The sequence below is a fragment of the Streptomonospora litoralis genome, from assembly GCF_004323735.1.
GTDB lineage: Bacteria > Actinomycetota > Actinomycetes > Streptosporangiales > Streptosporangiaceae > Streptomonospora > Streptomonospora litoralis.
Map to the genome: position 1 here is coordinate 656,780 of NZ_CP036455.1, position 13,789 is coordinate 670,568.

The window sequence follows — 13,789 nt, forward strand, 5'->3', positions numbered from 1 at the left end:
ACACGGCAGTCGTCACGAGCACTCGTGACGGACCGGTAGGGTGGAGGTACTCCGCAAGACCGGATCCGTCGGATGACGACGGAAAGGCGGCGCGGAGGGAAATACGCGGAGTTCGCCCCGAATCGGAATTCTTGCTAGAGTCTGAATCGAGGCCGCTACTTCGCGGCGAAAAAAGCAAACGTGATAGCCGCGGACTTCGGTCTGAACGGTTTTCGCGGGGAGATGCCGTCTCTTGGGAAGAGCCTGTGCGGGTCCGCTGGTTGCGGGTCGGGGCTTGTGCCGGATGAGCGGTTGTTTCTTGAGAACTCAACAGCGCGTGTTTGTTTTTATGTGCCATGTTTGTTTTGGCCCCGTGGAGCCGGCCTGCCTGTGCGGTGGGTGGCGGTTCCGGGGTTCCTTTGATGGGCCCGGGGTTCCCATCCCGTGTTCGGGGTGGTTTTCCGGGTCGTGTCAGGGTTCGAACCTTTGATGGAGAGTTTGATCCTGGCTCAGGACGAACGCTGGCGGCGTGCTTAACACATGCAAGTCGAGCGGTAAGGCCCTTCGGGGTACACGAGCGGCGAACGGGTGAGTAACACGTGAGCAACCTGCCCCCGACTCGGGGATAAGCCGGGGAAACCCGGTCTAATACCCGATAGGACGCCTCATCGCATGGTGGGGTGTGGAAAGGTGTTTTCCGGTCGGGGAGGGGCTCGCGGCCTATCAGCTTGTTGGTGGGGTGATGGCCTACCAAGGCGATTACGGGTAGCCGGCCTGAGAGGGCGACCGGCCACACTGGGACTGAGACACGGCCCAGACTCCTGCGGGAGGCAGCAGTGGGGAATCTTGCGCAATGGGCGGAAGCCTGACGCAGCGACGCCGCGTGGGGGATGACGGCCTTCGGGTTGTAAACCTCTTTTACCACCGACGCAGGCTCCGGTTTCTGCCGGGGTTGACGGTAGGTGGGGAATAAGGACCGGCCAACTACGTGCCAGCAGCCGCGGTAATACGTAGGGTCCGAGCGTTGTCCGGAATTATTGGGCGTAAAGAGCTCGTAGGTGGTGTGTCGCGTCTGCTGTGTAAGTCCGGGGCTCAACTCCGGTTTTGCAGTGGATACGGGCATGCTCGAGGTAGGTAGGGGAGACTGGAATTCCTGGTGTAGCGGTGAAATGCGCAGATATCAGGAGGAACACCGGTGGCGAAGGCGGGTCTCTGGGCCTTACCTGACGCTGAGGAGCGAAAGCGTGGGGAGCGAACAGGATTAGATACCCTGGTAGTCCACGCTGTAAACGTTGGGCGCTAGGTGTGGGGACTTTCCACGGTTTCCGTGCCGTAGCTAACGCATTAAGCGCCCCGCCTGGGGAGTACGGCCGCAAGGCTAAAACTCAAAGGAATTGACGGGGGCCCGCACAAGCGGCGGAGCATGTTGCTTAATTCGACGCAACGCGAAGAACCTTACCAAGGTTTGACATCGCCGGTAATCCATCGGAGACGGTGGGTCCTTTTTGGGATCGGTGACAGGTGGTGCATGGCTGTCGTCAGCTCGTGTCGTGAGATGTTGGGTTAAGTCCCGCAACGAGCGCAACCCTTGTTCCATGTTGCCAGCACGTGGTGGTGGGGACTCATGGGAGACTGCCGGGGTCAACTCGGAGGAAGGTGGGGATGACGTCAAGTCATCATGCCCCTTATGTCTTGGGCTGCAAACATGCTACAATGGCCGGTACAGTGGGCGTGCGATGCCGTGAGGTGGAGCGAATCCCTAAAAGCCGGTCTCAGTTCGGATCGGGGTCTGCAACTCGACCCCGTGAAGGTGGAGTCGCTAGTAATCGCGGATCAGCAATGCCGCGGTGAATACGTTCCCGGGCCTTGTACACACCGCCCGTCACGTCATGAAAGTCGGCAACACCCGAAACTTGCGGCCTAACCCCTCTGGGGAGGGAGTGAGTGAAGGTGGGGCTGGCGATTGGGACGAAGTCGTAACAAGGTAGCCGTACCGGAAGGTGCGGCTGGATCACCTCCTTTCTAAGGAGTCTTGGTAAGCCGGTCTGTTTGTCGTGTGGCCGGCGGACTCGAAAAGTGGACCCGGCACGGTGCCGGTTCGTCTCGTCGGCGATCGCTGTGTGCGGTCGCGTGGTCGAGGGGGCCGGGTGTCGGGGTGGTGCATGGAGTGGACACGCGCTGTTGGGTGTCTGAGGGAGCAGCCGCACTGGTTGTTCTCCCCCGGGCCACCCCGGTGAAGACCCCGGGTTGCGCGGCGGCTGGTGCTGCTGCGCGCGGGGGCGCGCCTCGGGGGTCGGGATCGTCTGCGTTGAGCGGGCGGTTCGGATCCTTGGTCGCGTGCTCGTGGGGTTGTGGCTGGGTGTGTGGCGGGTGTTTTGATTTGTGGATAGTGTGCGCGAGCATCTTGTATCTGTGGTGGCCAAGTATGAGTGGCATACGGTGGATGCCTTGGCACCAGGCGCCGATGAAGGACGTGGGAGGCCGCGATAGGCCGCGGGGAGCTGTCAACCGAGCTGTGATCCGCGGGTGTCCGAATGGGGGAACCCAGCCCGAGTCGTGTCGGGTTGCCGCCGTCTGAATGTATAGGGCGGTTGGTGGTGACGCGGGGAAGTGAAACATCTCAGTACCCGCAGGAAGAGAAGACAACAGTGATTCCCCTAGTAGTGGTGAGCGAACGGGGATGGTGGCTAAACCGCGTGCGTGCCAGAGACGGCAGTCGTTGCGTGCGTGGGGTTGTGGGATGTGTCTGTCTCGGGTCTGCCGGCCCGGGGTGCGCGTGTGTTTCGCTAGCCGAAGCCGTTGGGATGCGGTACCGGAGCGGGTGAGAGTCCCGTAGGTGAAGGTGGAGCACGGCGCATGGGGCATACTCCCGAGTAGCGCGGAGCCCGAGGAATTCCGTGTGAATCCGGCAGGACCACCTGTCAAGCCTGAATACGTCCTGGTGACCGATAGTGGACGAGTACCGTGAGGGAAAGGTGAAAAGTGCCCCGGTGAGGGGTTGTGAAAGAGTACCTGAAACCGTGTGCTGTCAAGCCGTCAGAGCTTCACTTGGGTGTGGGGTGATGGCGTGCCTTTTGAAGAATGAGCCTGCGAGTCGTGGTGTGTGGCGAGGTTAACCCGGGTGGGGTAGCCGTAGCGAAAGCGAGTCTGAAGAGGGCGCATGAGTCGCATGCTGTGGACCCGAAGCGGGGTGATCTACCCATGGCCAGGGTGAAGCGGAGGTAAGACTTCGTGGAGGCCCGAACCCACCAGGGTTGAAAACCTGGGGGATGAGCTGTGGGTAGGGGTGAAAGGCCAATCAAACTCCGTGATAGCTGGTTCTCCCCGAAATGCATTTAGGTGCAGCGTTGTGTGGTGCTCCCTGGAGGTAGAGCTACTGTTTGGCTGATGGGCCTGACCGGGTTACTGACGTCAGATAAACTCCGAATGCCGGTGGAGCGAGCGCAGCAGTGAGACTGCGGGGGAGAAGCTCCGTGGTCGAGAGGGAAACAGCCCAGATCATCAGCTAAGGCCCCTAAGGGTGTGCTAAGTGGGTAAGGTTGTGGAGTTGCTGAGACAACCAGGAGGTTGGCTTAGAAGCAGCCATCCTTGAAAGAGTGCGTAATAGCTCACTGGTCAAGTGATTCTGCGCCGATAATGTAGCGGGGCTGAAGTACACCGCCGAAGCTGTGGAGCCGCACCTTGTGGTGTGGTTGGTAGGGGAGCGTCGTGCACTCCGGTGAAGCCGCCTGGTGACGGGTGGTGGAGGGTGTGCGAGTGAGAATGCAGGCATGAGTAGCGAGACCGGAGTGGGAAACTCCGGCGCCGATTGACTAAGGGTTCCTGGGGCAGGTTGATCCGCCCAGGGTGAGTCTGGACCTAAGGCGAGGCCGGCAGGCGTAGTCGATGGATGACGGGTTGATATTCCCGTACCCGTGCGCGTGCGCCCGTGTTGATAGCCCTGATGCTAACCATGCTGGTGGCTGTTTCCGCCTTCGGGCGGTTGCGGCTGTTCCGGTCTGGGGTCCGAGGGGTGTGTAGGCAAGTGATGGGGTGACGCAGTGGGGTAGCTCTACCCGGCGGTGGTTGTCCGGGGGTAAGCGTGTAGCCCGGGGTGGTGGTAAATCCCTGCCCTGTTATGTGGGTGAGGCGTGATGCCGAGCCGTTTTGGTGAAGTGAGTGATCCCGTGCTGTCGAGAAAAGCCTCTAGCGAGTGCGTGTGCGGCCAGTACCCGAAACCGACGCAGGTGGTCAGGTAGAGTATACCGAGGCGTTCGGGTGAACCGTGGTTAAGGAACTCGGCAAATTGTCCCCGTAACTTCGGGAGAAGGGGAGCCCCGTCTGGTGATGGACTGTGCGTCCGGAGCTGGGTGGGGTCGCAGATACCAGGGGGAAGCGACTGTTTATTAAAAACACAGGTCCGTGCGAAGTCGTAAGACGCTGTATACGGACTGACGCCTGCCCGGTGCTGGAACGTTAAGAGGACTGGTTAGCACTTTGGTGTGAGGCTGGGAATCTAAGCGCCAGTAAACGGCGGTGGTAACTATAACCATCCTAAGGTAGCGAAATTCCTTGTCGGGTAAGTTCCGACCTGCACGAATGGCGTAACGACTTCCCCGCTGTCTCAACCGCGGGCCCGGTGAAATTGCACTACGAGTAAAGATGCTCGTTTCGCGCAGCAGGACGGAAAGACCCCGGGACCTTCACTATAGCTTGACATTGGTGTTTGGGATGGTTTGTGTAGGATAGGTGGGAGCCGGTGATGCCGCCACGCCAGTGGTGGTGGAGGCGTTGGTGAAATACCACTCTGGCTGTTTCGGGCATCTAACTTTGGGCCGTGATCCGGTTCGGGGACAGTGTCTGGTGGGTAGTTTAACTGGGGCGGTTGCCTCCTAAAGGGTAACGGAGGCGCCCAAAGGTTCCCTCGGCCTGGTTGGCAATCAGGTGGTGAGTGTAAGTGCACAAGGGAGCTTGACTGTGAGACGGACGTGTCGAGCAGGTGCGAAAGCAGGGACTAGTGATCCGGCGCCGGCGTGTGGAAGCGGCGTCGCTCAACGGCTAAAAGGTACCCCGGGGATAACAGGCTGATCTTCCCCAAGAGTCCGTATCGACGGGATGGTTTGGCACCTCGATGTCGGCTCGTCGCATCCTGGGGCTGGAGTTGGTCCCAAGGGTTGGGCTGTTCGCCCATTAAAGCGGCACGCGAGCTGGGTTTAGAACGTCGTGAGACAGTTCGGTCCCTATCCGCTGCGCGCGTTGGAGACTTGTGGAGGGCTGTCCCTAGTACGAGAGGACCGGGACGGACGAACCGCTGGTGTGCCAGTTGTTCCGCCAGGGGCATGGCTGGTTGGCTACGTTCGGGAGAGATAACCGCTGAAAGCATCTAAGTGGGAAGCTTGCTTCGAGATGAGGTCTCCTGCCCTGTGGTGGGGGTAAGGCTGCCAGGTGATGACTGGGTTGATAGGCCGGGTGTGGAAGCCTTGTGAGGGGTGGAGCTGACCGGTACTAATAGGCCGAGGGCTTGTCCGCCACGGATGCTGGGTGTTCGCGCACATTGTTCACAGGTTTTCCCTGTTCCGCATGCTGTGGTGTGTGGGGTGGGGTGTTGGTTTGCGGTGGTGATAGCGGGAGGGTCACACCCGGTCTCTTTCCGAACCCGGTCGTTAAGTCTCTTTGCGCCGATGGTACTGCCTCCATGGTGGGGGTGGGAGAGTAGGTTGCCGCCGCATTTCTTTTGGTGGGGGGTTCCGTTTCGGCGGAGCCCCCCATTTTTTATGCCCAAGTGCAGCACCGGTCGAGTGCCGTCAGAATCGACCGGTTCCCTCCAGCCGGAGCAGGATCTCCTTGCGCGAGATCCCGCCGCCGTAGCCGACCATGGCGCCGTTGGCGCCGATCACCCGGTGGCACGGCACGACGATGGAGATCGGGTTGCGGTTGTTCGCCATACCCACCGCCCGCGAGGCGTTCGGCCGGCCGAGGGACCGGGCGATCTCGCCATAGGTGGCGGTGCGCCCGTAGGGGATGGTGGTCAGCGCCCGCCAGACGCTCCGCTGGAACACGGTGCCGCGCGGGGCGAGCGGAACAGTGAACTCCCTCAGTTCCCCGGCGAAGTAGGCGCCGAGCTGCTCGGCCGCCGCACTCAGTGCAGCGGGGTCACGGCGCCACCCGTCCGCCATCTCCTCGGCGAAGCGCTCGTGCGGGTTCATGTACACGCCGGTCAGCGCCTCGCTGTCGCCGATGAGCAGCAGTTCCCCCAAGGGCGAGGCGACCAGGTCATACAGCGGGGTTCCGCCGCGGGGCTCGGCGAACTCCGCCGGCGCGGCGTACTCGGCCTCCGGCTCGACGTCCAGCGGAAGCGCGTCCTGTGTCGTGGCCGGATGCGTCGTCTGCGTGTGTGCGGTCATGGTCTGTGTCCCCATCGTCGTCCGAGCCCCCATCGTGGAGTTTCGTCTTGGTTTCGGTCTGCGCGGCCGCCGGGGGTGTCGCGGCGGCCCAGAGATGGTGCGTCGCGTAGGAGCGCCACGGCTGCCACGCCCGTGCGGCCTGTTCGGCCGAGCGCGGGTCCCCGGCATGGCCCAGCCGCTCCAGGGTGCGGCGCACACCCAGATCCGTCCCGAGGAAGACGTCGGGGTCGCCGAGGGCGCGCATGCGGATGTAGTCGGCTGTCCACGGCCCGATGCCCGGCAGCTCGCGCAGGCGGGCGGTAGCCTCTTCGCGGTCGGCTCCGGGGCCGAGGTCGATCCGGCCTTCGGCCAGCGCCTCGCTGAGTGCGATGAGCGCTTTGGCCCGACTCGCCGGCATCGGCAGATCGTCCGGTGCCGCGTCGGCCAGTACCTCGGGCCGCGGAAAGGTGCGCGCCAGTTCGCCGCCGGGGAACGCCAGCGGTGTGCCGAACTTCTCGACCAGCCGCCCGGTGACCGTGCGTGCGGCCGCGACCGAGATCTGCTGGCCTACGACGGCGCGAACCGCCGACTCGGCAGGGTCGACGCTGCCCGGTGCACGCAAACCGGGCCGCGCGGCGACGAGTCCGGCCAGCGGCCCGCCCGCGGCCCCGAGCACCTCCCCGACGGCCTCCGGGTCCGTGTCCAGATCCAGCAGCCGCCGACACCGCTGCACCGCGGTACCCAGGTCCTTCAACAGATCCAGGCAGAGTCGGGCCCACACGTGGTCGTGGCTGCCGTCGCTGGTGATGTGCACGACACCGCTGCCGTGCGGGAGGTTGAGCACCCGGCTGTAGGTGTCGTCGGACAGTTCCTCCACGCCCGGAACGGCGCGCGCGGCAAGAAAGCTGAAAAGGTGGTCGAGGTCGATCGGCGGGCGCAGCGGCAGCCGCAGCGTGACGGTGCCCGGGCGCGCGAATCCGTTTTCGGCGGGTGCGCAGCTGCCCCCTTCCGGCGCCGCGCCGCCCGTGGTCGCGGCCCGCCCGTGGGCGGTCTCCTCGCGGGAGTCCGGTGCCGATCGCACCGCCCCGCGGCGGCGCAGTTCGGAGGGGGAGCGCGTGAACACCTCCCGCACGGTGTCGTTGAACTGCCGGATGCTGGAGAACCCGGCGGCGAAGGCGATGTCGCCCAGAGAGAGGCCCGTCGTCTCGATCAGCACCCGCGCCGTCTGCGCGCGCTGCGCCCGGGCCAGTGCGATCGGACCCGCCCCGAGTTCGGCCACCAGCAGCCGGTTGAGTTGCCGCTCGCTGTAGCCCACCTGCGCGGCGAGCCCGGCTACCCCCTCCCGGTCCACGGCGCCGTCGGAGATCAGCCGCATCGAGCGGCCCACGACGTCGGCGCGCACATTCCACTCGGGAGACCCGGGCGAGGCGTCGGGGCGGCAGCGTTTGCAGGCCCGGAAACACGCCCGCTGAGCGGCCGCGGCCGAGGGGAAGAACCGGGTGTTCTCCCGCTTGGGTGTTACGGCGGGGCAGCTCGGTCGGCAGTAGATACCGGTACTGGTCACACCGACGAAGAAAACGCCGTCGAAGCGCGCGTCTCCGCTGCGAACCGCCAGGTAGCGCTGGTCGTCGTCCATCACGCTGTCCATAATCGTCGGCGCGTCTCCGTCCACGCTAGCGGATTTCGGACATGGAGATGGTCTGCCATGGTGGCCCGGGTCACCGGCCGGGCGGGCCCCGTCGCCGAAGTCGCCGAAAACGCGTCGCGGTCGCGGCGGCCGGTTGCGATCATGTCGCCATGGCAGACGACGGCCGCTTCGTCCCCGGCCTCGAACTGGCGCGCCGCTTCTACTGGGAGGCGGTGGCGCCGGTGCTGGACCGCCACGCGTCGACGCCGCCCCATTCGGCGGCGCTGATCGGCCCGGGGTCGGAGGTGCTCGGTTTCGACACCGAGCGGTCCACGGATCACGACTGGGGGCCGCGCCTCCAGGTGTTCCTCGCGGATGCTGAGCAGAGCGCCGACTCGCGCGCCCGTCGGATCACCGACCTGCTCACGGCGCACCTGCCGACGACCTTCCTGGGTTACCCCACCAACCTGGAACCCACAGGTGAGGAGGGGATACGAGCGATGCGGGCGAGCGACGCCCGCCCGCGCCACGGCGTGGCCGTCGTCGGCCTCGGCCACTGGCTCGATACGCGCCTCGGCTTCGATCCGCGCGCCGGGACGACCACACTGGACTGGCTGGCCACGCCCACTCAAGTACTGGCCGAAACCATCGGCGGGGCGGTGTTCCACGACGGGCTCGGCGAACTGAAGGTAGTCCGGGAGCGGCTGTCCTGGTACCCCGACGACGTGTGGCGCTACACGCTTGCTTGCCAATGGCAGCGGTTGAGCCAGGAGGAGGCGTTTCCCGGCCGCTGCGGGGAGGTTGGCGACGAACTCGGCTCGGCGGTGGTCGCCGCGCGGCTGGTGCGTGACCTGATGCGGCTGTTCCTGCTGATGACCCGCCGCTACCCGCCCTACAGCAAGTGGCTGGGCAGCGCGTTCGCTCGCCTGCCCTGCGCGCCGGAGCTGTCGCCCGTCCTGCGCGCGGCCCTCGCGGCCACCGGCACACACGAGCGGGAACGGCACCTCGCCACCGCCTACGCTACCGCCGCCGAAATGCACAATACCCTCGGCCTCACCGCCGACGTCGATCCCCGCATCCGCCGCTACCACGACCGCCCCTACCGGGTTCTGCACGCCGAGCGGTTCGCTCTGGCCCTCCGCGAAAGCATCGCCGACACGACGCTGCGCGCCTTTCCCCTCGTCGGTGCCGTCGACCAGGCCGTCGACGGCACCGACGTGCTTACCCACCGGGCCCGGACACGCGCCGTGTTCGCCACGCTCGGGCCGGAGGCGGCGTGACCGCGGCGGCCTTCTGGTCGGCGGTCCGCCGCCCGGCCAGGTGCCCTACGCGAACAGATCGGGGCGCGCCGCGTGGAGCGCCCGGAGGACCTTCGGCTGTCGGCTGTTGCCCGGGCCGATGTCGACTCTGAGCCGCGGCGGGGCTCCCTCGGGGGCGGACAGCGGTGAGGCCGACGCCCAGCTCGGTACCGCGATGCCGTGGTCATCCGCGTCCACCACCAGGGTGACGATCCTGCGCTTGCGTTGATTGCCGGACGGGCCTGTTAGGCGCTCATGTTCGCTGATCGACTGGATCACGCCCCACGGGATCCGCACGGTCCGCCCCGCGAACCACAGGTTGGGGTCTTGGATCAACGCGACACCGACGGCATCGACCGCCACCCCTTGGCGGGTGAACACCCGCGGGGTTATCCACGCCATCCACAGCGCGAGCCCCACCGAGCCCACGAAGAACACGACGCCTCCGGTGATCTCGCTTCCACCGATGTAAGGCTTCCCCAGTTCCGTGGCGAATCGGATGGGGATGGCGGCGGCCAACGCGACCGAGACCGGCATGAGCACGAGCCAGAGGGGGATCCGGCGCCAGCGCAGGTTCACCGATCGGGATTCGACGGAGTCCCCGGGCAGCGGGCCGCCGCGATCGTGCAGGTCACCGAGTATGGGATCGGGGGAGGTCATGGAGACAGTCAAGCACGGACGGTCGGAATGGCGACGGGAGGGAGCGTGCGATAGGCCGCATCCGGTCACGGCCGGAAACGAGGGCGGCCGCGGTGCCGTCGTCGGGTTCCGCGTTGGTCGCCGCACGGCCGGTGCAACGGCACCGCGGTGCTCGGGCGAGCGGCCGTGCCCCTCAGTGGGACTCGGGGCGTCCGTCGCCTCCCGCGTCCCCGGCGGTCTTCCCCTGCTCGCCGTGTTCGGTGAGGTAGTCGATGTAGACGGGGCGCAGGGCATCCTGGACCTCAGGGTCCTCCTCGGCCGTGACGGCCTCCTGGAACAGCCCCGACGCCTGGGCGACGCCGGCCTCACTGGCCTCCATGTTGCCGGCGGCGGCGTCGGCGGCCGGGAGCATCTCCAGCAGCCGCCAGAAGAAGCGGACGTCCCAGCGGTGCCGCGCCAGGGACACCGCGCGGTCGCGCAGTTCGTGTGTCTCCAGTTGCTCCAGCGAGGACAGATCTTCACTCATGCCTGTGGGCTACCCGGACCTCCGACGTTCAACATGGGGTGATGTGGGCTACTCTTCCTTGGCGGGACCACCGGTGGCGGGCGGTCGGCGCCGTGGGCGCCGGGACCGCGCGGGCCGGCGCAATCGGCAGCAGGAGGGACGCACATGGGCGGGTCATCGGCGGTGCGGGTCGTCGTCGCCAAACCCGGGTTGGACGGCCACGACCGCGGCGTGAAGGTCGTGGTCCGTGCGCTGCGTGACGCCGGTGTCGAGGTCGTCTACACGGGGCTGCGCCAGACCCCGGAGATGGTGGTCAGTGCCGCGCTTGAGGAGGACGCGGACGCGATCGGCCTGTCGGTGCTCTCCGGTGCGCACATGACGATTTTCAGCCGGGTCATGGAGCTGCTGGCCGAGAACGACGCTCGCGACATCACCGTTTTCGGGGGCGGCATCATCCCCGAGGCCGACGTCCCGGAGTTGACGGATATGGGCGTCGCCAAGGTGTTCACGCCCGGAACGCCCACCACCGAGATCAGCGATTGGGTGCGGGAGAACGTCCACTCCCTGCACGCCGGAACCGGCAGCGGCTGAGCGCCGCGGGCCCCCGGTCGCCGGCCGGTGGCCTATCCCACACCGCGGTCGGCGCCGCCCGGCGCGGTGCATCGCCCGCGTGCAGGAACGGTGCCGCCGCGGGTGTTAGTGCCGGTGTGAATATTCACATCGGTTCCCACCGGACGACCGGGGGCGATCCGGTCAACCGGCCGTTTTCCGGCGGCGGATTGACTGGTCACCGCTGCCCCGCTGTCATCTGTCAAGTTCCGGGAGGGCTAAGCTTCGGCATGTTGCGGTTGGCGTTTCGAGCCCCTATTCAACGCGGTACGCGCCATCGCGGTTCCCGCGTTTCGGACCCGGCCTCCGCAAAACACTGCAGCCAGCGAGTAACAAGGACGGACCCTCGTGGACCTGTTCGAATACCAGGCGAAGCAACTCTTCGCGGAATACGGGGTCCCGGTGCCCCAGGGAAAGGTGGCGAGCACGGCCGCTGAGGCGCGTGCCATCGCCGAGGAGTTCGCGGCGGCGGGCAAGTCCCGTGTCGTCGTCAAGGCTCAGGTCAAGACGGGTGGCCGCGGCAAGGCCGGCGGTGTGAAGGTCGCCGACGACGCCGACGACGCCCAGGCCAAGGCCGATCAGATCCTCGGCATGGACATCAAGGGCCACACGGTCCACCGCGTCCTCATCGAGGAGGCCAGCGACATCGCCGAGGAGTACTACCTCTCCTTCCTGCTGGACCGGACCAACCGCACCTTCCTGTCGATCTGCTCCGCCGAGGGCGGTGTGGAGATCGAGGAGGTCGCCGCGACCAACCCCGACGCCGTCGCAAAGGTCGCCATCGACCCGATCGCGGGTGCGCCCGCCGACGTCGCCGCCGAGATCGTGCGCCAGGGCAAGCTGCCCGAGGCGGCCGCGCAGGGCGCCACCGAGCTGATCAGCAAGCTCTGGGACGTGTTCGTGGGTCGCGACGCCACCCTGGTCGAGGTCAACCCGATGATCCTGACGGGCGACGGCCGCGTCGTCGCCCTGGACGGCAAGGTCACCTTGGACGAGAACGCCGACTTCCGCCAGGACCTGGAGAGCCTCGCCTTCGCAGCCGAAGGCGATCCCCTCGAGGTCAAGGCCAAGGAGAAGGGGTTGAACTACGTCAAGCTGGATGGGCAGGTCGGCATCATCGGCAACGGTGCCGGGCTGGTCATGTCCACCCTGGACGTGGTGTCCTACGCCGGCGAGGCCCACGGCGGGGTGCAGCCGGCCAACTTCCTCGACATCGGCGGCGGCGCCTCGGCGGATGTGATGGCCGACGGGTTGGAGATCATCCTGGGCGACGGCGACGTCAAGAGCGTGTTCGTCAACGTCTTCGGCGGGATCACCGCCTGCGACGCGGTGGCCGAGGGGATCGTGCAGGCGCTGGAGATGCTGGCCGCGCGCGGCGACGACGTGTCCAAGCCGCTGGTGGTGCGCCTGGACGGCAACAGCGCCGAGCGGGGGCGGCGGATCCTGACCGAGGCCGGCCACCCCGCGGTGCGCCAGGCCCCGACCATGGACGGCGCCGCGGCCCAGGCCGCGGAGCTGGCCGCGAAGTAGCCGGGGAGAGTGGATAAGGGATGGCTGTTTTCCTGACCAAGGACAGCAAGGTGCTGGTGCAGGGCATGACCGGCTCGGAGGGCACCAAGCACACGCGGCGGATGCTGGCCTCGGGGACCCGCATCGTGGGCGGGGTGAATCCGCGCAAGGCCGGTACGAGTGTGGACATCGACGGTACGGGTGTGCCGGTGTTCTCCTCGGTGGCCGAGGGCATGGCGGCCACGGGCGCGGATGTGTCGGTGGTGTTCGTGCCGCCGAAGTTCGCCCGGGCGGCGGTGGTCGAGGCCGTGGATGCCGGGATCGGGCTGGCGGTGGTGATCACCGAGGGGATCCCGGTGCACGACACGGCGGCGTTCTGGGCGCATGCGTGTGCGTCGGGCAACCGGACGCGCATCATCGGGCCGAACTGTCCGGGGCTGATCAGTCCGGGGGCCTCCAATGCGGGCATCATTCCGGCCGACATCACGCGTCCGGGGCGGATCGGGCTGGTGTCGAAGTCGGGGACGCTGACGTATCAGATGATGTATGAGCTGCGTGATATCGGGTTCTCCACGGCGGTGGGGATCGGTGGGGATCCGGTGATCGGGACGACCCATATCGATGCGCTGGCGGCGTTCGAGGCCGATGCCCAGACCGACGCGATCGTGATGATCGGTGAGATCGGCGGGGATGCCGAGGAGCGGGCGGCCGATTACATCCGTTCGCGGGTGTCCAAGCCGGTGGTGGGTTATGTGGCGGGGTTCACCGCGCCGGAGGGCAAGACGATGGGCCATGCCGGGGCGATCGTGTCGGGTTCGGCGGGTACCGCGCAGGCGAAGAAGGAGGCGTTGGAGGCGGCAGGCGTCAAGGTCGGCAAGACCCCCAGCGAAACCGCGCGCCTGGCCCGCGAGCTGTTCTGACCGCAGCGAACGGACCGCGCTGAGCGCAGCGGTGCGTCCCGCGTGCGCGCTGTCGTCGGGTCGGCCCCGCCACTCACCGGGTGGCGGGGCCGACCCGTTTTCGCCCGCTGCCGTCCGCCCGTGGGCTTAGCACAGAACGCCGGTTCGCCGCTGCGCGACACGCCCGGCGTGGTGGGGTGCCGATCGGGGTCGGGCTGGCAGCATGGGTCGGGTGAGCGCGCCCGCACGTCCTTCCCCGAACCGCGGCGGCGACCGCCCGCGTCGCGGCGACTCCGGCTCGGGCGGTGGCGGCTCCGGCGGCGGCCGCGGCAGGCGCGGCCCGGCCGGTTCGCGCGGGCCGA

8 protein-coding genes and 3 rRNA genes are annotated in these 13,789 nt (G+C 66.6%); 7 read left to right on the forward strand and 4 right to left on the reverse strand.

The window, feature by feature from the left end:
- Positions 1 to 465 precede the first annotated feature (465 nt).
- The 3 genes from EKD16_RS02885 to rrf all read left to right on the forward strand — a co-directional run bounded on the left by EKD16_RS02885 (position 466) and on the right by rrf (position 5,687).
- A 16S ribosomal RNA gene (locus EKD16_RS02885) occupies positions 466 to 2,001 on the forward strand.
- Between the two features lie 394 nt (positions 2,002 to 2,395).
- Positions 2,396 to 5,488 (forward strand): 23S ribosomal RNA (locus tag EKD16_RS02890).
- Positions 5,489 to 5,569: 81 nt separating this feature from the next.
- A 5S ribosomal RNA gene (rrf, locus tag EKD16_RS02895) occupies positions 5,570 to 5,687 on the forward strand.
- Together the 16S, 23S and 5S rRNA genes form the textbook arrangement of a ribosomal RNA operon.
- 75 nt (positions 5,688 to 5,762) lie before the next feature.
- On the opposite strand, the gene EKD16_RS02900 is transcribed toward rrf, so the two are convergent.
- Both EKD16_RS02900 and EKD16_RS02905 read right to left on the reverse strand, forming a co-directional pair.
- Positions 5,763 to 6,308: a methylated-DNA--[protein]-cysteine S-methyltransferase gene (locus EKD16_RS02900; protein ID WP_278248936.1), complete on the reverse strand. Its 546-nt coding sequence runs from the start codon at positions 6,306 to 6,308 to the stop codon at positions 5,763 to 5,765.
- Complete coding sequence (locus tag EKD16_RS02905) at positions 6,232 to 7,977, reverse strand: DNA-3-methyladenine glycosylase 2 family protein (protein ID WP_278248924.1); 1,746 nt, start codon at positions 7,975 to 7,977, stop codon at positions 6,232 to 6,234. Before EKD16_RS02905 ends, EKD16_RS02900 begins: the two co-directional genes overlap by 77 nt.
- 161 nt (positions 7,978 to 8,138) lie before the next feature.
- Here EKD16_RS02905 and EKD16_RS02910 point away from each other — a divergent pair, with 161 nt between their 5' ends.
- On the forward strand, positions 8,139 to 9,248 hold the full coding sequence (locus tag EKD16_RS02910) for a DUF4037 domain-containing protein (RefSeq protein WP_131096968.1): 1,110 nt from the start codon (positions 8,139 to 8,141) through the stop codon (positions 9,246 to 9,248).
- A 45-nt stretch (positions 9,249 to 9,293) separates the two neighbouring features.
- Here EKD16_RS02910 and EKD16_RS02915 read toward each other — a convergent pair whose 3' ends face one another.
- A complete protein-coding gene (locus EKD16_RS02915) occupies positions 9,294 to 9,926 on the reverse strand; it encodes a hypothetical protein (RefSeq protein ID WP_165498482.1) in 633 nt (210 codons plus the stop codon).
- Positions 9,927 to 10,098: 172 nt separating this feature from the next.
- Positions 10,099 to 10,431 (reverse strand): hypothetical protein, encoded by a 333-nt coding sequence (locus EKD16_RS02920; RefSeq protein ID WP_131096969.1) that lies wholly within the window; start codon positions 10,429 to 10,431, stop codon positions 10,099 to 10,101.
- A gap of 144 nt (positions 10,432 to 10,575) precedes the next feature.
- Between EKD16_RS02920 and EKD16_RS02925 the strand changes: the two genes are divergently transcribed.
- The 3 genes from EKD16_RS02925 (at position 10,576) to sucD (ending at position 13,448) form a co-directional block, all read left to right on the forward strand.
- Positions 10,576 to 11,001, forward strand: a complete 426-nt coding sequence (locus EKD16_RS02925) for a cobalamin B12-binding domain-containing protein (protein WP_131096970.1) — start codon at positions 10,576 to 10,578, stop codon at positions 10,999 to 11,001.
- A 366-nt stretch (positions 11,002 to 11,367) separates the two neighbouring features.
- The gene (sucC, locus tag EKD16_RS02930) at positions 11,368 to 12,549 is read left to right on the forward strand and encodes an ADP-forming succinate--CoA ligase subunit beta (protein WP_131096971.1); all 1,182 of its coding nucleotides are present in this window, start codon (positions 11,368 to 11,370) and stop codon (positions 12,547 to 12,549) included.
- A gap of 20 nt (positions 12,550 to 12,569) precedes the next feature.
- On the forward strand, positions 12,570 to 13,448 hold the full coding sequence (sucD, locus tag EKD16_RS02935) for a succinate--CoA ligase subunit alpha (RefSeq protein WP_131096972.1): 879 nt from the start codon (positions 12,570 to 12,572) through the stop codon (positions 13,446 to 13,448).
- Positions 13,449 to 13,789: the final 341 nt, after the last annotated feature.

Bases quoted from the DNA above. Each gene is read 5' to 3' on its own strand.
- EKD16_RS02925 (WP_131096970.1), top strand. From the start codon at position 10,576: ATGGGCGGGTCATCGGCGGTGCGGGTCGTCGTCGCCAAACCCGGGTTG.
- sucD (WP_131096972.1), top strand. From the start codon at position 12,570: ATGGCTGTTTTCCTGACCAAGGACAGCAAGGTGCTGGTGCAGGGCATG.
- EKD16_RS02905 (WP_278248924.1), bottom strand. From the start codon at position 7,977: ATGGACGACGACCAGCGCTACCTGGCGGTTCGCAGCGGAGACGCGCGC.
- EKD16_RS02915 (WP_165498482.1), bottom strand. From the start codon at position 9,926: ATGACCTCCCCCGATCCCATACTCGGTGACCTGCACGATCGCGGCGGC.
- EKD16_RS02920 (WP_131096969.1), bottom strand. From the start codon at position 10,431: ATGAGTGAAGATCTGTCCTCGCTGGAGCAACTGGAGACACACGAACTG.
- EKD16_RS02910 (WP_131096968.1), top strand. From the start codon at position 8,139: ATGGCAGACGACGGCCGCTTCGTCCCCGGCCTCGAACTGGCGCGCCGC.